14 protein-coding genes and 2 pseudogenes are annotated in these 17,395 nt (G+C 61.9%); 4 read left to right on the forward strand and 12 right to left on the reverse strand.

Going from position 1 to position 17,395, the window contains the following annotated elements; genetic code table 11:
* Nucleotides 1-182: 182 nt before the first annotated feature.
* The 12 genes from ACYQ01_RS07700 to ACYQ01_RS07755 form a co-directional block, all read right to left on the reverse strand.
* Complete coding sequence (locus ACYQ01_RS07700) at nucleotides 183-383, reverse strand: hypothetical protein (protein ID WP_459933251.1); 201 nt, start codon at nucleotides 381-383, stop codon at nucleotides 183-185.
* A gap of 150 nt (nucleotides 384-533) precedes the next feature.
* Nucleotides 534-3,524, reverse strand: a complete 2,991-nt coding sequence (locus tag ACYQ01_RS07705; protein WP_459933252.1) for a VgrG-related protein — start codon at nucleotides 3,522-3,524, stop codon at nucleotides 534-536.
* A gap of 17 nt (nucleotides 3,525-3,541) precedes the next feature.
* Entirely contained in the window at nucleotides 3,542-4,144 is a 603-nt protein-coding gene (locus tag ACYQ01_RS07710; RefSeq protein ID WP_459933253.1) for a hypothetical protein, read from the reverse strand.
* A gap of 30 nt (nucleotides 4,145-4,174) precedes the next feature.
* Nucleotides 4,175-5,053, reverse strand: a complete 879-nt coding sequence (locus tag ACYQ01_RS07715) for a terminase small subunit (protein ID WP_459933254.1) — start codon at nucleotides 5,051-5,053, stop codon at nucleotides 4,175-4,177.
* A 45-nt stretch (nucleotides 5,054-5,098) separates the two neighbouring features.
* Nucleotides 5,099-5,317: a transcriptional coactivator p15/PC4 family protein gene (locus ACYQ01_RS07720; protein WP_459933255.1), complete on the reverse strand. Its 219-nt coding sequence runs from the start codon at nucleotides 5,315-5,317 to the stop codon at nucleotides 5,099-5,101.
* Complete coding sequence (locus ACYQ01_RS07725; protein ID WP_459933256.1) at nucleotides 5,310-5,732, reverse strand: hypothetical protein; 423 nt, start codon at nucleotides 5,730-5,732, stop codon at nucleotides 5,310-5,312. Before ACYQ01_RS07725 ends, ACYQ01_RS07720 begins: the two co-directional genes overlap by 8 nt.
* Entirely contained in the window at nucleotides 5,729-7,765 is a 2,037-nt protein-coding gene (locus ACYQ01_RS07730; RefSeq protein WP_459933257.1) for an AAA family ATPase, read from the reverse strand. The genes ACYQ01_RS07725 and ACYQ01_RS07730 overlap by 4 nt, the downstream gene beginning before the upstream one ends.
* A gap of 12 nt (nucleotides 7,766-7,777) precedes the next feature.
* Entirely contained in the window at nucleotides 7,778-8,008 is a 231-nt protein-coding gene (locus tag ACYQ01_RS07735; RefSeq protein WP_459933258.1) for a helix-turn-helix domain-containing protein, read from the reverse strand.
* Nucleotides 8,008-8,190 carry a hypothetical protein gene (locus ACYQ01_RS07740; protein ID WP_459933259.1) on the reverse strand — a complete coding sequence of 61 codons (183 nt, stop codon included), beginning with the start codon at nucleotides 8,188-8,190 and terminating at the stop codon, nucleotides 8,008-8,010. Before ACYQ01_RS07740 ends, ACYQ01_RS07735 begins: the two co-directional genes overlap by 1 nt.
* 517 nt (nucleotides 8,191-8,707) lie before the next feature.
* Nucleotides 8,708-9,730 carry a GSU2403 family nucleotidyltransferase fold protein gene (locus tag ACYQ01_RS07745; protein ID WP_459933260.1) on the reverse strand — a complete coding sequence of 341 codons (1,023 nt, stop codon included), beginning with the start codon at nucleotides 9,728-9,730 and terminating at the stop codon, nucleotides 8,708-8,710.
* Between the two features lie 64 nt (nucleotides 9,731-9,794).
* Entirely contained in the window at nucleotides 9,795-11,027 is a 1,233-nt protein-coding gene (locus tag ACYQ01_RS07750; protein ID WP_459933261.1) for a tyrosine-type recombinase/integrase, read from the reverse strand.
* A 417-nt stretch (nucleotides 11,028-11,444) separates the two neighbouring features.
* Nucleotides 11,445-11,885 (reverse strand): NUDIX hydrolase, encoded by a 441-nt coding sequence (locus ACYQ01_RS07755; RefSeq protein WP_459933262.1) that lies wholly within the window; start codon nucleotides 11,883-11,885, stop codon nucleotides 11,445-11,447.
* Between the two features lie 303 nt (nucleotides 11,886-12,188).
* Here ACYQ01_RS07755 and ACYQ01_RS07760 point away from each other — a divergent pair.
* The 4 genes and pseudogenes from ACYQ01_RS07760 to ACYQ01_RS07775 form a co-directional block, all read left to right on the forward strand.
* Nucleotides 12,189-15,260: pseudogene (locus tag ACYQ01_RS07760) on the forward strand (tetratricopeptide repeat protein); the annotation flags it as partial.
* A 38-nt stretch (nucleotides 15,261-15,298) separates the two neighbouring features.
* A pseudogene (locus tag ACYQ01_RS07765) lies at nucleotides 15,299-15,385 on the forward strand (tetratricopeptide repeat protein); the annotation flags it as partial.
* On the forward strand, nucleotides 15,377-15,649 hold the full coding sequence (locus tag ACYQ01_RS07770; RefSeq protein WP_459933902.1) for a tetratricopeptide repeat protein: 273 nt from the start codon (nucleotides 15,377-15,379) through the stop codon (nucleotides 15,647-15,649). The pseudogene ACYQ01_RS07765 and the gene ACYQ01_RS07770, both read left to right, overlap by 9 nt.
* Entirely contained in the window at nucleotides 15,642-17,390 is a 1,749-nt protein-coding gene (locus tag ACYQ01_RS07775) for a hypothetical protein (RefSeq protein ID WP_459933263.1), read from the forward strand. The genes ACYQ01_RS07770 and ACYQ01_RS07775 overlap by 8 nt, the downstream gene beginning before the upstream one ends.
* The last annotated feature ends 5 nt before the right edge of the window (nucleotides 17,391-17,395 follow it).

Raw genomic sequence — 17,395 nt, forward strand, 5'->3', positions numbered from 1 at the left:
TGGATTCACCGATGCAAAAGCATCGCTCCCATTCTGGGACGGGTCGACGTAGGCCCAGAGTGCGTAGGCCAAGGGCGGACCATCCTTACCCTCCATCTCAACGCCAGATTCCAGGCATCAAAAAGCCCGCCTCCATTTCTGGAGGCGGGCTTTTTAATGCCTATGGCATGTAAGACCTTAGTTCACCATTTCGCCAGCGCCTGTTCGATCTGCCGCAGCTCATGCACCGCGTCAGCCAGCACATCCATGGCGGCCTCGATTGATGATTCACTGAATTGCTTGAGTGCGCCAACACGAGTGCCCAGAGCCTCATAAATAAAATCGATTCGGTTTGTTGCAAGACCAAGACGACTTGTCAAGTCTTCGACGCCGCAGATATCCATGGTTTGTCTCCATACTGAATTTTGAAGACATTATCATGAATATGACACCTGTCATCATAAATCATTTATTCCCGTTGCATTGGCTTCCCCTGCAAACTTCATTTCTCAAGGTTTGCATTTTATGCATACTTTCTGCCGTTAAATTGCGATTTACAGCCTGTCATGCGAGAAGAGCACCAAGAGTGAGTCGTCAAACTCGATCGGTATTGCTGGAGTTTCACGACTTTCAGTGTCCCTTTCTTTCTCTTTGCCGAAGTTCCCGAGCCCTTCCGCCATCTTCTCTAGTTTCGCGGTCAGGTCAGACAAGCCGGGGATGTTGATGTTGTTCATGGCCGTGCCGAACGTCGGGCTTATGTCCGCCACGGAGGGAGGCGTGGTCAGTTTTTGCATCGTGGAGACGGCAAGCACAGACTGCGCCATGTTGCCGACCATGGCCGCCATGGACTTCGGGGTTTCATCGACCATGTTGCCCGCGAACGATGCGAACTGCGCCTGTGCCGCCTTCATGTCCTGGGCAAGGCCTTTTGCCTCGGCCGTAGCGTCCACTGCCGGGGTCGCTTCGGCTTGTTTCGGTTCCGGATTGGCGGTTTTGCTTGCGGAAAAGGCACGCCATTTGTCAGCGCTGGCCGTGTCACCGGACGCTTCGGCTTGGGCGATACGGCGCTGTACGGCTGCATCCCTAGTGGTGGCGTTCATGGCGAGTTCTGTAGGTGTTACCGGCTTGGCCTCGACAGTCGATTTGGCATTGAGGTCGACGCCTTCTCTGGCTGCTATTTTACGGTAGGCATCGGCCCTGCTGGTGTTACCGGAAGCCTCGGCATCGGCAATCTTTTGGTTCAAGTCAGCCCGCCGCTGGTCAACGCCAGAGGCCAAAGGCTGTACGGCAGGGACGGCCTCGGCAGAGGCCCCCTTCTTTTCCTGGAAGTTCGAGTTGAGGGCAAGAACATCCTGAATCTCACGTTTGTACCTTCCACTCCCTGCCGCTGGCGTTACGCCCAGGCTGTCGGCGTACTGGCTCCTCGCATCGTACATGGCTTTGATCTGATCTTCAGCCGACATTGAGCGCAGGTCTTTGCCCGCCGCCGCCTTTTCCAGCACTTTGCCAAAACGGCCATGCTGGATCGAGCCCGACCAAACCGCATCGCGCAGGGCCGGATTGCTCATGTCGAAGCCAAGACTATCCGCCTTCGCTGCCTGGAGAACAAAGTGGGTGCGCTCAAGGTACGCTTTTTCAGCCTTATGCAGGCCCTCGGGGTCTTTGGCCGCAACTTCTTTCCATTTGGCGGAAAATTCAGGCGTGCCAGGGGTCAGGCCCGCAAATTGTGGACTAAATGCACCGGCCTCTTTCGACCGCATGAACGCCGCCGCCGTGCCGGTTTTGGAGGCGAGTTGATATGTGCCGTAGCTCACGCCTCCGGGGTCGCCCTGGCCATTCGAAACCGTCGATACTCCCCGAGAACCGCTCTCGTACTTCTTCGTCGAGTCGCCAAGGCCGGTCCACCTCGTTACTGTCTCCCATGCCGCCCCACCGGCCTCCTTGGTCGCATCCCAGGCTTTCCCCGCACCGCCCTTAGCTGCGTCATAGGCCCCTCCCACGGCCCCCTTGGTGGCCTCCCATCCCTTGCCTACGGTGTCCTTTGCCCCGCTCCAGGCGTTCGACAAAAAGTCGAAGAATCCGCCAGAAGGTTTTGATCCCTTGGCCTCGCGCTCGTGTTTCTTGTCCGAGTCCTCAACGGCGGTGGTCAGGCCCATGAGAGCATCAACCAACCCGCCGGCTTTCGACCCGAGCCAGTCACCGGCCATACCGCCGAGCACCGCGCCACCCACAGTGCCAGCCGGGCCAAGCACACTACCCAAGGCCCCGCCAGCAATGGCCCCCACCGTGGACCCCACGCCTGACCCAACGCCTTTGGCCACGCTCCCGGTCAGGGCATACTCCATGCCCCCGGACAGCAGGCCACCCAGGACGGGCAGGCCCCGCGAGGCGATCTTGCTGGCCCCGCCAAGCCAACCGCCCACTTTCGAGCCTGCCGCGCCAATGGCGTTGCCCACGGTTTCGCCGATGGCCCCGCCTGCCTCGCCAACCCCGAACAAACTGCCCAGCAAACTTCCGGCACCACGCCCAAAGCGGCCCATGCGTCCCATGCGGCCAATCTTTCCGACCTTGCCGCCTTTCCCTCCACCGGCCATATCCAGAGCGGTGTCAAGAAGTCCGCCACCGCCGCCACCACCTTGAGCAATGGCCTGCTTGATCTCTTGGGTGTTCTTGTCGTCAGCGCGCCGGGCTTCCTGGCTCTGGCTTACGAGCTTCTTTTGCTCTTCCAGCACGGCTTCTTGCACCGCAACGCCCTTGTCTCCGGAATCTGCAAACCGCGTAAACCTGCCCACGGCGTCACGGATGAGCCCCGTCGTGGTCGTTTCGGCCTTGGCCAAAGGGCTGGCTTTGTCACCACGAACGCGGTCAAGGGCGTCTTTTGCGTCCCCGGCGAACTCGCCCATCTCTTGGATAGCGCCCCAGATAGGACCAGCTGCGGACAAGGCTGCGGCGTCCTTCGCATCCCCACCGCCTTTGAGGACGGATGGCTTGCCCATCGCGGACTTGAGCACGTCGAGCAAGCCTTTACGCTGTAGCTCCTGAGCCCGTTCGTCGCGGCGTTCGGCCATGGCCGTGGCAGACTTCGCCTCGGCTTGGCTCGAATCCTTGCGTTCGACAAACCAGCCCTTTGTCCCGCGCCTGTACGCCACGGCCTGCGGAGCGGTTGGGGTAGACGGCGAAGACGCGGACTTGGGCGCGCTCTTCCGAGACGCCGCCGTGCCCTTCGCCACGGCCTTGGCGACCTCGCCCGCCACCACGTCGGCCACGTCCTTCATCGCGGCCTTGGCGTTTGAGGACTGGTTCTTTTCTGCCTTGGCCGGGGATTGTCTTGCCGTTCGGGATGACGCTCTTCTGGCCTCGGCATTCTGCGTTTTGGCCGCCGCCTTCGTGGCGTCCTTGACTGCCTGCCCCACGCCGGAAACGATGCCAGCAGTGTTTCGCTCGATCTTGCTCAGGAGAGGCAAAACATCTTGGCGCAGAATGGCCGGGGCTTCGTTGCGGGTGTTCTGTTCCAGCGCCGAAGCGAACTTGGTCAGGTTGTCCATGGGGTCTTTCGGCATCATCAAATATCACTCTTGCTGAGCATTGCGATTGTTGAAATCTGCATGTTGATCGTGGAGCGAATCCACTTCCCATCCTTACCTATCTCTTTGTCGTAAGGTATGGAAAGGTTCTCTATGACACAGTCTTTGTATATCATCGTCCCACGCATACACAGTTGTACTACTGTTGGGGTGTCTCCGACATTGAACCCATCCGCCCCAAAGACTGGAACGGCACTGTTCGCATTGGGCGAGGCGAGGCGCTTCAGGGTCCGTATAGCCTGCATGACCTCAGTTTCGGGGTCTTGGAGGGCGTATAGTTTCAACTCAAGTTGGAACTTGTAGGGCTGGTTTCCCTGCCAAACCTGCCTGGAGTTCAACGTGGTCTTGGACGTCTTTCCCGTTTCGCCCTGGATAAATCCGCCCACCTTCTGGAGCTTGTCGCCAAGGCTGTCGCCTTCGAATGGACTGATCCAGTTAGCGGTCAAATCCTCGGTTGTGCCGGGGCCTATGACGCCACAGACGGCTTCACCGGCTCCGGTTATCCACGCTTTGAGTCGTTCGCTCACCCTCGGGTCACGATTCCCGTAGGCCGACGTGGCTGGCATTGCATAGAATGGCATGTGCTATCTCCCTATGAACTTCGCTACGGACTATTCCGTCCCTTCGTCCTTCACGTTCTCGGGAGCAAAGGAGTCACCACGGCCGTTTTGGGCCATCTCCTTCTTGATCTGGGCGACCTGCTCACGGCGCTCGGGTAGGAAGGTTTCCCGCTGGGCATTGATCTCACGCATCTTGGCCTCTGCCCTGGCCGCCATCTCTTCCGGCGTCGGAATGACCATGGGGCCGTCGTCTTCGGGCGTTTCGCCGGCCTGTTTGCTCAACATGATGAGCAGGGTTTGCGGAATCGGCACACCGGCCTCTTCCAGATCAAGGCAGGCATCGATCACGCTCTTTTTCTTCGACCTCACGGCCTGGATGGCGGCTTTTTGGAGCTTGTGTGGTTCGACGGCAGACTGCCGGGAGGGGTTGTCCGCTCCGAGCACGCGCAAGAGCTTTTCCAAGGCCGGGTAGGGGTCACGGAATTTAATCCGGGTGGCCGTGCCGAATTCGCCCGGCGTTTGTTCCACGCCGGCAATGATAGCTTTGTGGTTCGCCTTGAGCGTGTCAAAATTCTTAATGTTGACCTTGCCGTCTTTGAAATCCACCACATCGGTGGAATCGGTCATGGCAAGGTCCACAAGCCGCTTGAGCACCTTGTACATGTCCATATCAAGGCGCTTCATCACGTCTTGCATCCGCTCGTGGATGGCCTCTTGCACGGCAGGCTTGCGCCACATGGCCGAGCCCCTGAAGGGGTAGAACTTTGGGTCGCAAGGGTAGCCGATCTCGGTCAAGATTTCCGCATTCGTCTTGGTCGGATCGGCGCAATAAAATAGGACATAACGATGCTCCCACTCGGTAAGCTTGGTCCCAGGAATGCGCCGGTGATGAACGCGGCCTGTCATTCCGTGAGTTTCATTTTTGGCCATGCTAAAGCCTCCTTCGCGCACGCGCGCGTGCGCACGAAAATTATATTATGTTGTCCTCGCTAGCCCGGCCAAGAGTTCGCAAAGCTGGTCCAGGTTCAGGGCAAGGCCCTCCGGGCTGGGGCGCATCTCGCCCGTGGCCTTGTCGGGAAACCATGTCCGCACGTCCACGAATTTGCGGCCCTTAAATTCTTGCAGGGCAACTTGAACTACTTCTCCGTGTCCATTTTTTTCAAAAACATGAACGATGATGCGATTATTAGCCATTACGACCTCCAAGCGTTCTCGGGCGTCTGAAGGCCCGGCAGGTGTTCAGGTCAGGGCAACCGCCGAACGCGGTGCAAGCCGTGCGGGGATGGTCCTCACCCGTGACAGGGCAACGCACCACCTCCACGGACGGGGGCCGGTGCTCGGGGGCCACAAGGCCCGCTGCGCCGTCCTCGAACGTGTGCGGGCGGGCGGAAGCGAAGAATCGGTCGAGGGACGCCAGAACGTCCCGTCCAGGGATCGGGGTTTTGCGAGCCCCCAGGGTGGCGATGATTTCGGCGCGGCTGGCCTTGGCGACTTCCACGGCGCGGGCCGCCGCGTCGGGTGCCAGACGGTCGAGGCCGGAGAGTTTGATTTTGTCTTCGACCAGGGAAACGGAAACTCCCAGGTCGGAAAGAACGCGGGCCGGGTTCATATCAGAACCTCCCCCGGTCCTTCCCATCGGTCAGGGGGACAGGCAGGGGGACATGGGGACACCCCTAAAGGGGTGTGTCCCCTTTGTCCCCCCCTTATGCCCAGGGACATTGGGGGGACATGTCCCCCTTGTCCCCTTTGTCCCCCTGGGAAAGGCGACCACAGAGAGTTCTCAAAGCAGACCAAACCGGTCTCCTCAAGCTCTTTGCGCGCCCGAGCGAAGGCCTTCTTCTTGGCGTCCTGACCGCCGGGAGAAATGCCCCGCGCATAGGCCGCCTGTCGCCACTCGCTGAGGGGAACCGGCCCGCCCCTTTCGGCGTAGGCCTCCGTGAGCGCTTCCAGGGCAATACGCTTCGCCCCTGTCGGCTCCTGCCCGGTCTCTTCGATTGGCGCTTCCGTCTCGCGCAGGACCACGGACGTGATTTCCCGCAAGGTTTCCGGGTCCGTCCAGCCCGTGCCTACTTCCTCGGGCTCGAAGGCCATGTCCTGCGGGGGCTCATGGTCCTTGCTCTTGGTGCAGGACAGCACGCGGACGTTTCCCTTGACGGCAAGCCGATACTCGAAATCCAAGGCCGCCCGGAGCACGCTCGAACCCCGAGAGCGGTCCTTGTTGGCAAGGCCGGAGTGATGCACCACCAGGATCGCGCAACCGAAGCGGGCCTTCAGGGCGTCCAGGGCCGCGACAAAGCGGGTCATGTCCTGGGAGTTGTTCTCGTCTCCGGGGCCGAAGTTGCGGTTGAGCGTGTCCACGATGACCAGTTTGGGGGGGCCGTGTTCTTCGGCCAGGGCCGCCACCGCGTCCGCCACGTCCGCCACGCCGTCGGCGTCCAGAAGCTGCGCCGGAGCGTTGGAAACGAAAAACGGAATGGTGGCCGGGTCCACGCCGTGGGCCACGGTCCAGGCCTGTATGCGCTTGGACAGCCCGTGGAACCCTTCGCCGGCCAGGTAGAACACCGCGCCGGGGTTTGGAACGGCGTGGCCGTGCCAGGGCGTTCTCGAGGCGATACAAAGCCCCTGGTCAATGGCCAGGAAGCTCTTCATGGTCTCGGAATCGCCAAACATTTCAGCTAGGCATCCCTCTTCCAGGAAAGGGGAAATGAGCCACCGCGTGGGCCTTGGCGCGGAAAGGAGGGCCAAAAGGGGCAGGAACCGGAAGGCTCGCGCTTGAGCCGCCGCCTGGTCCCCTGAGGGCTTCCACTCCTGAGCCGCCTTTGCCAAGTCCACCAGGGCCTCGCGCGTTCCCCCGGCCCCCAGCCAGTCGGAAACGTCGCCTTTAGGCTGGAGGCCGGGCAAGTCGAGAACCTTGACCACTTCGGCAATTCCATGAAGCCGCGCGGCCACGTCCTGGACATGCTTGCGCCCAGGTTCGTCATTGTCGGGCAAAAGGCATACGCGCCTGCCCGCAAAGTGTTGGTTGTAGCTGTCGCGCCACTTGCCCGCGCCTTGCGCGCACGTCGTGGCCGTAAGTCCCATCGCCGCCAGGGCGTCCGCGTCCTTCTCGCCTTCCACGATGAAGATGGTGCGGGCCTTGAGCACCTCAGGCAGTCGGTAAGGCACAAGGTCGATTCCCTTGACGCTGGGAATCCAGCCACCTTGGCCGTCTGGTCTGCGCTGCGTGAAGGTCTTGGGTTCCCACCGGGTCACCTGGAAGACAAGTTGACCGTCCGCCCCGAAATAGTCGTAAGCCGCCACCATGCGCTTGCGCGCCTGCTCCCTTGTCCCGGCCGGAGCCGCGCCGTCCCCAGGATCAAGGCCAAGCTCCCGCGCCAGTTTGCGGGCGGCTTCTCCCTGCTTGAGCCCCTGAAGGGCCGCATACAGGCTCACAGGGTCATTCCACCGCGCTTCCCCCGCGAAGTCCCCGCCTACGCATGTGGCCAAGTTCGTGGAGCACGAGCTGCCGGGTTCGCCTCCGATGGAGCCGCAAACCCACTCCCCCCCCTCGCGCTTGCCGCCGGGCAACCACCGCTCCAACAGAGCGGGCAGGTTCGCCAAGGCCGCCGTGTTGACGCGGACGAAGTCGATGCGACCGTTCATCTCCCCCCCCCCCTAGCGAAGGATGTACCTGGCCACGCGGTGCGGCCTGCCCTCGGGCGTGAGGTCCACGGTCCAGACGGTCACGATGCTATGCCCCCGTCGGCGAAGCTCCATGACGCGCGCGGCGGGGTGCAGCACGTCCAGCTTGCTCCGGGCCTCCAGCGTGGTCAAACTCTCACGGCGCAAGGCGTCAAGGAGGCGGGCGCGCTGGGCGGAAGCGGTGTTGTTGTCGTGTTCCGGCATCAGGCCACCCCCAGGTGAAAGGCGCGCGCCGGGAAAGCCGCCAGGATGGCGGGGGCACATTCGCAGGCGGCCAGGGGAACGAGAAACGTCTTGACGGCGCGGGCCTGGTTGGCGAGAAAAGGGGTGTCCGGTCCCATTTCCCGCAACCCCCGGCCCATGTGGTTGGGGGTTTTGCGTTTCATGGCTACGCGCTCCTACCGGCTTGACCGCCCATGCATTCGAGGCCCTTTTTGCGAATCGACTGCTGGGGCTTGAGGTGCTTGCCCTCCTTGATGACAACCATGGGCTAAGATCCCTCATTACGCCGGGGAGATTCACTCAGAGATGTCTGCCACCAGTGTAGAAAAGCGTCGCGGCAGACAAGGACCTTGCGCCCCGAGTAGACAAAGCAACTTTCCGGGATTTGTTTGTTGGACCGAGCGTTCTGAACTGTTCTCCAAAGGATGGCATCGCCGGTTAACCTGTCCAAGGCCGCCCCAGCAAATACTGGCGGCAGAGAGTCTTTAAGCTCTTGAACAAGAGCATCAACTGTGTTCGGCATAAAAGCACTCCTCCTGTGAGATATGAATTTCACGGGAAGAGTATCAGAGACGGGAGGGCACTCCAAAAGGTTTTGGGGCATATACGACGCATATGCCCTCAGATGAAAAATATTCCTCACAGGGTGGATGTCGCGGCCTACGATTTGGCCCCACAGAATTACACGCTCCCGATGATCCCCGACATCCGCAAGACGACATTCGTAGCGTCAAGCTCCGCACCGGCTTTCCCTGCCGAGGCCGCTATTTTTTTCACCCATTTTTTGTGCAGCCCGCCGGCAACACGCTCTACGTCCTCGACCATGGCGGGATTGGACAAGATGGCCTTGGCGACGGCTTCCACCTGCCGGTAATCCTTCAGGCGCTTGTCTTCCTTGCGACGCTCCGAGGCCACGAGCAGCTTGTGGAGGAGGAAAGCCGCCATGGACGGCACCACCACCCGGCCAAGGTCTCGGGCTTTGACCTCCATGGGATTGGACAGCAGAATTCGCATGTAGGGGACCGCCACCGGGGCGATGCCGATGTCGGCCTCATACACACCGCCGCGCTCCCGGCCATCCCCCACCCTGTCCTTGAGAAATTCCACGGCCAGTTCGCCGCCCCGGTAGAAAACCGTTCCGTCCGCGTGGTTGATGACTTCTTCGAGCCCCAGATTCTTGAGCATATCCCCGAGGTTGACCTTTTTTCCACGGTAGGGGAGGCGAATGGCGAAATCCACGTCAAGAGTACGCTCCGGGAAGTATTCCACGCCGCAGTAGTTTTGATAGACCTTGAAGCACCAGGAGCCGACGAGAGCCATTCCTTCGTCCCAGAGCCCGCTATCGGCCATGACTTGAAAAAGCTGTTGCAAGACGGGAAAGTAATCCTCGGTTTTTATTTCCTTGCTGGACATTCCAAGTTCCTTCATGGCGGCTTTGGCTTCACGGACTGCGCCAACGGCCTTGGTGTGCAGGGCAAGTCCCTGGGAAATGAGGGAGGCATAGGCGGAATCACTCTTGCCGATGTAGATATGTCGCTTTGCTCCTTTCTCAACCCTGCGCAGGTAGAGAAAGGAGCTTTCGCCTTCATCCTTTCGGTATAAAGAGCCTCTTGGATTTATGAGCAAGCGACCAACGTTTTCCAGCTTCAGCTTGCGGTAGTAGTCCCGGCTTTCTTCAAGGATTCCTTTGATGACAAGCGCCATGGTTACGGTACCCCCTTGCCTGACTTACCGCCCAAAAACGATGAAAGTCAATTTGTGGCGGTAATCATTCCATCCCCCGGACATCCAGGCTCACCACCTTGGCGCGCTTGGTCCGTGCGTCCATGGCCGCCTCGAAAGCTCGCGTGGCCCGCGCCGCCCCTTCCGGGCTCAAGTGGCCGTACCGGGCGGTCATGGCAGGCGTCTTGTGGCCCATGAGCCTGCCCAGCGTGTAGAGGTCCGTCCCGGCCAAAACATGCCAGCTTGCGAACGTGTGGCGCAGGGTATGGAAGCAGACGCGCTCCCTTGCGTCCTCCCGCCCGGCGTTCAGCCCGAGGCGGTCCACGGCCTGCATAAAGGTCTTGGATATGCGGTCCCGCTGGCCCCCACCACGGGCGGGGAACACTAGGCCGGTGGGTTCATCCCATGCCCGGTCTTGAAGCATGGCCTTGACCAGGGCGGTCATGGGCACCTGCCTATCGCCGTGCTTCGTGTCCAGCAGGGTCAAGAGCCCCTTGGAGAAGTCCACGTTGTTCCATGTCAGGGCGGCGGCCTCTCCGAAGCGTAGACCGCAATGCAGCGACAGAAAGGCCATGTCCCTCACGTCCGGGCTTACCTCCCCCAAGGCCTGAAGGAGGGATTCCGCCTCGGAATGCTCCATGTAGCGCAAGCGGGCATTGCTCACCTTGGGTTTCTTCACCAGCCTGGTGGGGGAGTCCCCCGCATAGAAGCCCAGACGGCGCGCATGGTTGAAAACCTGACGAACCACGGCCAGGGCATATTCGACGGTGCGGGGCTTCAGACCGCCTTCGTTCATGGCGCGCTTGAGGCGTTCCAGGTCCACCACACCAATCTTCCGAAGGGGGCGCGAACCGATGGCCTTGGATATCCAGTTGCGAAACAGCGAGTCTTCCCGTGTAAAGGAACACGCCTTCTTGTCCTGACAGGCGTGCGGGGCATAGTGGTTCGTGAAGAACTCGGTAAAGGTCATCGCCTCACGGGCTTCTTGGGCTTCGGCTTCCTGCCTGGCCTTGCGCTCGGTTTCGGCCTGTGCGCGCTTTTCTGCCAAGGTCACGGCCCCTTCGCCTGTCCGGTGAGCCTCCTTGAGCTTGGCAAGCTCCAAGGCCGCTTTTTGGGCGGTCCACCCCTGGCTTGCCCATCCCAAACTTTCTTCCCGACGCTTACCGTCCACGCGGTAGCGAATGGCGAAATACTGATCGAGCTTGACGCCATGCCTCCGGGTCGGGTGCTCCCGATACCTTACGCCCTCGTGCTTGGTCTGGTGCCACTGGTAGCCCATCTTGTCCCCCGGACTTTCTGTCCCCCACCTGTCCCCCAAAAACAGAGGAAACGAGGTGTTTTCGAGTGAAGCTCTGTGAAGGTAAATAGGCCTGGAAGTGGCTCCAGTCAACGGTTTTAGTGGAATCCAGTGAAGGCGAGTGAAAGCATTGTGAAGGGACTGAAAATCCCTGTGTCGGGTGTTCGATTCACCCCCTCGGCACCATGAAAGCAAGGGTCCGCGACGAAAGTCGCGGACCCTTTTTGGGTTTGCGAGGACTTTGTTCCCTACCGAATCCTCAGACCTGAAAAGCGTAATGAAAAGCGCGGTGCAAGACGCCGCTGGTCATGCGTATGGCATAGCAGCCTTTTGGAAAATCCTTGCCGGCTGCGTTGCTGCGAAAAAAGTCATGCCCTCAACACGGGCAAATCCCTGCCATCATGTGCATGCGTCTGCGCCCCCCGCGCCTTGGGGGTGACTCCAGTAGTCGGCCAGGGCTTCGCCGTTACGAAAGGCGATGGGCAGGCCGGCGAGTTCCTCTCTGTTCGCCCAGAGGCACTCGGAGGATTCGCTGTTGAGCTTGAGCGTTCCCTCGACCGCGCAGGCGAAATAGAGGTTGAGGCAATGCATGCCGTCTGGCGTCTGAGGCAGGCTGTCCTGATAGAAGAGAAACGTCTGTTTCACCACCGTGAGCGCGGTTTCTTCCAGCACTTCGCGGATCACGGCCGCTTCCGCGGTCTGTCCGTGGTCGATCTTTCCTCCCGGCAGGCACCACTGCCCCGAGGCATAGCCGGTATTGTCGCGCCTCAGCAGCAGGACTCTTTTCTTCGGGTCCACGATGATCGCCCGGACCACGGGCACGGGGGAGTGCGTATTCATGCGGGTGTTCCTGGCACAACCAGCCCGGAAGCGCCAGCCGGAAAGACGCGCCGTGGCCTTGTCGCGCAGCGTGGCGACGCGCGGCGCGTGCGTTGTTTTGTCTTGCCCGTCCGTACGGCTGGACGATCAGCCCCCCGCGAAGTATGCAGCATGGGCAAGAGGTATTGGTCACGCCTGCCCCTTTTGACGTGGAATGCGAGATAGGCTTGTCGAATGGCCGACAGCCCTGCCCGCCCCGACTCGTCCCGAAGGCTCCCCTCGGACTTGTCTCCACCGCGAAAACCGGACGAATCGGAGTCCCGCATGAAAACCGCCCCCGAGGCGCGCAAGCGCATCTTTCTCAGCTACGGCCACGACGAGCACGCCGAATTCGCCAACCGTCTGAAAGACGACCTGACCGCCTGCGGCCACACGGTCTGGATCGACCACGAGCGCCTGGTTCCGGGGACTCCGGCCTTTGACCACGCCATCGAACAAGGACTGGCCTGGCTGGCCGAAGCGCCCGACCAGAGTTGCCTGGTGTTTCTGGTCACCCCCCATTCCGCCCGCCGGCCGGACGGATTCTGCCTGAACGAACTGAGCCGCGCCCTGGACAAGCACCTGCGCATCGTGCCGGTGATGGTGGTCTGGTGCGAGTTGCCCCTTTCCATCGCCCGCTACCAGTGGCTGGACATGCGCGACAGCATTCCCCTGGCCGAGCGGGAGGAACGCTACCAGGCCGGCCTGGCCCGGCTGCGCCAGGCCCTGGAGCACGGACGCCTGGACGAGGAAGGCGGCCGCTCGCGGCTTCTGGCCCTTCTGGGGGACGACCTGACCCGGGCCGACGCCGAGATCGAGCGCCACCTGGCCGGATTCGAAGGCCGCCAGTGGCTGAAGGACCATGTGGACGCTTGGCTGCGCGACGAAAACGCCCAGAAGCTCTACTGGCTCACGGGCAGGCCCGGCAGCGGCAAGACAGCCTTCGCCAGTTGGCTGTGCCGCAAGCGCCGCGAGGTGGGCGGGGTGTTTCTCTGCTCGTGGGACAACGTCTTCCGGTCCAATCCGCGCACCTGCGTGCTCTCCCTGGCCTGCCAGCTGGGCACGCAGTTGCCCGACTACCACGACCGCCTGGCGGCCCTCGACCTGGAGAAAATTCTCGCCGAGGCCGACGCCTCGACCCTTTTCGAGAGCCTGATTCTCGAACCGCTCTCCTCCAACTTTCCCCGGCCGGACCGGAACGTGGTGCTGTGCATCGACGCCCTGGACGAGGCCACGCAAAACGGGCGCAACGACCTGGCGAACATGCTGGCCCAGGGGCTGGAGAAGGCGCCCCCCTGGCTCAAGGTGTTTCTCACCAGCCGGCCGGAACAGGAGGTGCTCCACCCGTTGCAAGGCTTCAGCCACGTGTCCATGGACACCTTCGAAGGCGAGAACCGGGCGGACCTGCGTGACTACCTGGCCCGGCATCTGCGCGCATTCAACCGGGACGAGCCCGTTGCCGATCAGGTTCTGGAGACGATTCTCGATCGTAGCGAGGGCATCTTTCTCTATGTGCGTTGCGTTCTCGACGAGTTGCGCCAGGACCGGCTCAGCCTGGACGACGTTCAGGCCTTTCCCCAGGGCCTGGGCGGCTACTACGCCCGTTTTTTCGCCAGGCAGTTTCCCCTAGACGGGGCGGGGAACGCGCCCGAGGCCTACAAAGCAGTGGCCCGCCCGCTTTTGGAAGTCATGGCCGCCGCACGCGTGCCCTTGGCCCTGGACCACGCCGGGCGACTACTGGGCTGGGACGAGTACGAAACGGAAGAAAACCCAGGCATGTTCGGGGCGTTGGTGCTTGTGGAGGGGGGAGTGTTGCGTCCCTGCCACCGCACCCTGTTGGAGTGGCTGGCCGACCGGGACAAGGCCGGAAAGTATCTGGTGCTGGCGAAAAAAGGGCACGAGCGCCTGGCCGACGCGGGCTGGGCCGCGTTCCAGCGCGGCGCGGGGGACATGGACGCCTACGCCCGCGACCACCTGGCCGAACACCTGGTGGCCACCGGGCGGTGGAGGGAGCTGAAGACGTTTCTCTCCCACCCGGTTATGATCGCCCGCATGACCGCCGACGCGCGCGTCTACGACCTGGTAGCCCTGTGGCTCACCATCGGCGACAACCTGGACATGGCCGCCACCTACCGTCAGGCCGTGGAGGCCTGCGAGCAAGACGGCATGCCGGGAGAGGAACTGGCCGGGGTTTGCGGTAGCGTTTCCACCCTGCTTTGGCGAAGCGGAAACTACGAAGAGGCCAGGTACCACAGCGAAAAAAGCCTCACCCTGAGTGAAGCCACCCTGGGCTCCGACCACTTGGATGTCGCAACCGGTTTGAACAACCTGGCCATGCTGCTTTACGCTCAGGGCGACTACCAGGGCGCGGAGCCGCTGTACAGGCGGGCCCTGCTGATATGGGAGAATTCCCTGGGGCCGGAACACCCCCATGTCGCCATCAACCTGAGCAACCTGGCCATGCTGCTCAAGGCCCAGGGGGACTACCCTGGCGCGGAGCCGCTTTATAGGCGAGCCCTGCATATCATGGAGAAAGCCTTGGGGCTGGACCACCCCCATGTCGCCACAAGCCTGAACAACCTGGCGGAGTTGTTGCGCGTTCAGGGCGATTTCCAGGGCGCGGAGCCGCTCTCCAGGCGAGCCCTCCACATCCGGGAGAAAACTCTAGGGCCGGAACACCCCCATGTCGCGCAAATCCTGAACAACCTGGCCCTGCTGCTTTACGCCCAAGGCGATTTCCAGGGCGCGGAGCCGCTCTTCAGGCGGGCCCTGCACATCTGGGAGAAAGCCCTGGGGCCGAAGCACCCCGATGTCGCCAACAGCCTGAACAACCTGGCCGGGCTGCTTTACGCCCAAGGCGACTACCAGGGCGCGGAGCCGCTCTTCAGGCGATCCCTCCAAATCTGGGAGAAAGCCCTGGGGCCGGACCACCCCGATGTCGCGCAAAGCCTGAACAACCTGGCAACGCTGCTTCACTCCCAAGGCGATTTCCAAAGCGCGGAGCCGCTCTACAGACGGGCCCTGCACATCCGAGAGAAAACCCTGGGGCCGGACAACCCGGATGTCGCGCAAAGCCTGAACAACCTGGCATCGCTGCTTCAGGCCCTGGGCGATTTCCAAGGCGCAGAGCCGCTCTACAGGCGAGCCCTGCACATCCGAGAGAAAACCCTGGGGCCGGAGCACCCCGATGTCGCCAACAGCCTGAACAACCTGGCCATGGTGCTCAAGGCCCAGGGGGACTACCCTGGCGCGGAGCCGCTCTTCAGGCGATCCCTCCAAATCTGGGAGAAAGCCCTGGGGCCTGACCACCCCGATGTCGCGCAAAGCCTGAACAACCTGGCGGAGTTGTTGCGCGTTCAAGGCGATTTCCCGGCGCGGAGCAGTTCCACAGACGGGCTCTGGAAATCCGGGAGAAAGCCCTGGGGCCGGACCACCCGGATGTCGCACAAAGCCTGAACAACCTGGCGGAGTTGTTGCGCGTTCAAGGCGATTTCCCGGGCGCGGAGCAGTTCCACAGGCGGGCTCTGGAAATCCGGGAGAAAGCCTTGGGGCCTGACCACCCGGATGTCGCCATCAGCCTGAACAACCTGGCAACGCTGGTTTACGCCCAGGGCGACTACCAGGGCGCAAAGCCCCTCCTCAGGAGGGCCTTGCAAATATGGGAAAAAAAACTGGGGCCAGATCATCCCCACACGCGAATAGTGCGCCAAAACCTCGAAAACCTTTTGCGAGAACGCGATGCCTGACACCCAATCCCCGGAGCCGGCCGTTCGGGCCTTCAACGACCCCGAAGGCGCGTCCCACCTGATCCCCCTGGTGGTGGCCGTCACCGGCCATCGCGACATCGACCCCATCCACGACGAAAAGCTGTTGTCGTGTATCAAGAGCAGACTGAAAACAATTCGCAAGCAGTACCGACACACGCCCATCCGCTGTCTGAGCGGCCTGGCCGAAGGCGCGGACATGATCTTCGCCCGGGCCGCCCTGGAGATGGGATGCGAACTGGTGGCCGTGCTGCCCGGATCGGCGGACCATTTCGAAAAAGACTTCGACGCCCCGGCCCATCCGCATCGTAAGCCCCAGGAACTGCGCCGCGAGTTTCGGACGCTGCTCCAAAGCTGCGTCGAAACGTTCACCATCCCGTTGCCGCCCCGTTTCGAGGACAATCAGAACCAGTACACCCTGGTGGGAAGCTACCTGGCCAGGCACAGCCATCTCCTGCTCGCGTTGTGGGACGGCAAGGAGTCTTCCAAGGCCGGCGGCACCCGTTGCGTCATGAAACAATTTCTGCGCGGCCCCTCCCGACGCGACCGCACGGACCCGGCCATGCTGCTCGACGCGCCCGAGTCGCGGATCGTACACGCCCTGTACGTGCCTCGAAAGGGCTCGGGCCGAATCGAAAACCTGTTCCAATGGGTCGTGCTCGACAAGGACCGGGCCCGGGAAACCACTGCCATGCTGCGGGCCTTGGACACGTTCAACGCCGAATCCGAACGCCTGAAGCGGTCGAAACCCGAACTTCTGGAGCAGTCCAGACAATACCTCGGACTCGATGAGGCCAAAGTTCCTCTGCATTCCGGAGAAAAACACATCCTCGGCGCATTCTCCGCTGCGGACGCACTGGCCGGAGAACTGCAACGTCGAGCCCATCGGCGAATGCAAGCCATCTTCGCCGCGGCCGGACTCATGCTGCTTGCCTTCAACTGGTATTCCAACATCGCGTCCGTTCCTGTGGCGCTTGGGGCGTACATCCTGTTTTTCGTCGCCGGTTTTTCGGTGTACGCCTGGGACAAGACCGGAGGCGGGTCCACGCGCTATATCGACTACAGGGGACTCGCGGAAGGACTGCGGGTTCTGCTGTTCTACAGGCTGGCCGCCGTGCCCATCAAGGCGTCGGACCAGTACCTGCGCAAGTACCGCAGCGAAATCACCTGGATTCGCGACGCCCTGCGCACCATCGACCTGCACGCCGCGCGAAACAAGCCGGAAACGGCGATTGTCACAAAATGCTGGATCGCCGACCAGGCCGCATACTTCGCCAAGCGAAACAGGGAAGACAGCGCCCGCAAAAAACGCCTGGACCTCGCCGCCCTGGCCCTTTTCGTCTCCGGCCTCGTTCTGGCGGTGGCCTGGTTCGCGCTGCAAAGCGAACACACCGCCATGGGCGACAACCCCGGCGTCAAGGTCTGGGCCATCACCGGCATCGGCCTGCTGCCGGCCCTGGCGGCCCTTCTTTCCGGCTACGTGTTTCGCCTCGGCCTGGACCAGCACATCAAACAGTACGCGCGCATGGCCGCCATCTTTCAACGCGCCGCCGACCTCGCCGGTCCGCCCCCCGAATCGCCCGGCGCAAACAAAACGAACCGCCCAGGCCCGGACGAGGCGCAGTTCATCACCCTGGTCATGGAGCTGGGCCGGGAATCCCTGGCCGAAAACGCCGACTGGATGCTCATGCACCGCGACCGCCCCGTGACCTGGCCGCAATAGCCGGG

The sequence above is a fragment of the Fundidesulfovibrio butyratiphilus genome (genome assembly GCF_054657235.1).

What these genes read in the sequence shown, in the direction of transcription:
- ACYQ01_RS07740 (WP_459933259.1), bottom strand. Translation starts at nt 8,190, where the DNA reads ATGAAACGCAAAACCCCCAACCACATGGGCCGGGGGTTGCGGGAAATG.
- ACYQ01_RS07730 (WP_459933257.1), bottom strand. Translation starts at nt 7,765, where the DNA reads ATGAACGGTCGCATCGACTTCGTCCGCGTCAACACGGCGGCCTTGGCG.
- ACYQ01_RS07710 (WP_459933253.1), bottom strand. Translation starts at nt 4,144, where the DNA reads ATGCCATTCTATGCAATGCCAGCCACGTCGGCCTACGGGAATCGTGAC.
- ACYQ01_RS07700 (WP_459933251.1), bottom strand. Translation starts at nt 383, where the DNA reads ATGGATATCTGCGGCGTCGAAGACTTGACAAGTCGTCTTGGTCTTGCA.
- ACYQ01_RS07725 (WP_459933256.1), bottom strand. Translation starts at nt 5,732, where the DNA reads ATGAACCCGGCCCGCGTTCTTTCCGACCTGGGAGTTTCCGTTTCCCTG.
- ACYQ01_RS07750 (WP_459933261.1), bottom strand. Translation starts at nt 11,027, where the DNA reads ATGGGCTACCAGTGGCACCAGACCAAGCACGAGGGCGTAAGGTATCGG.
- ACYQ01_RS07775 (WP_459933263.1), top strand. Translation starts at nt 15,642, where the DNA reads ATGCCTGACACCCAATCCCCGGAGCCGGCCGTTCGGGCCTTCAACGAC.
- ACYQ01_RS07715 (WP_459933254.1), bottom strand. Translation starts at nt 5,053, where the DNA reads ATGGCCAAAAATGAAACTCACGGAATGACAGGCCGCGTTCATCACCGG.
- ACYQ01_RS07720 (WP_459933255.1), bottom strand. Translation starts at nt 5,317, where the DNA reads ATGGCTAATAATCGCATCATCGTTCATGTTTTTGAAAAAAATGGACAC.
- ACYQ01_RS07755 (WP_459933262.1), bottom strand. Translation starts at nt 11,885, where the DNA reads ATGAATACGCACTCCCCCGTGCCCGTGGTCCGGGCGATCATCGTGGAC.
- ACYQ01_RS07745 (WP_459933260.1), bottom strand. Translation starts at nt 9,730, where the DNA reads ATGGCGCTTGTCATCAAAGGAATCCTTGAAGAAAGCCGGGACTACTAC.
- ACYQ01_RS07735 (WP_459933258.1), bottom strand. Translation starts at nt 8,008, where the DNA reads ATGCCGGAACACGACAACAACACCGCTTCCGCCCAGCGCGCCCGCCTC.
- ACYQ01_RS07705 (WP_459933252.1), bottom strand. Translation starts at nt 3,524, where the DNA reads ATGGACAACCTGACCAAGTTCGCTTCGGCGCTGGAACAGAACACCCGC.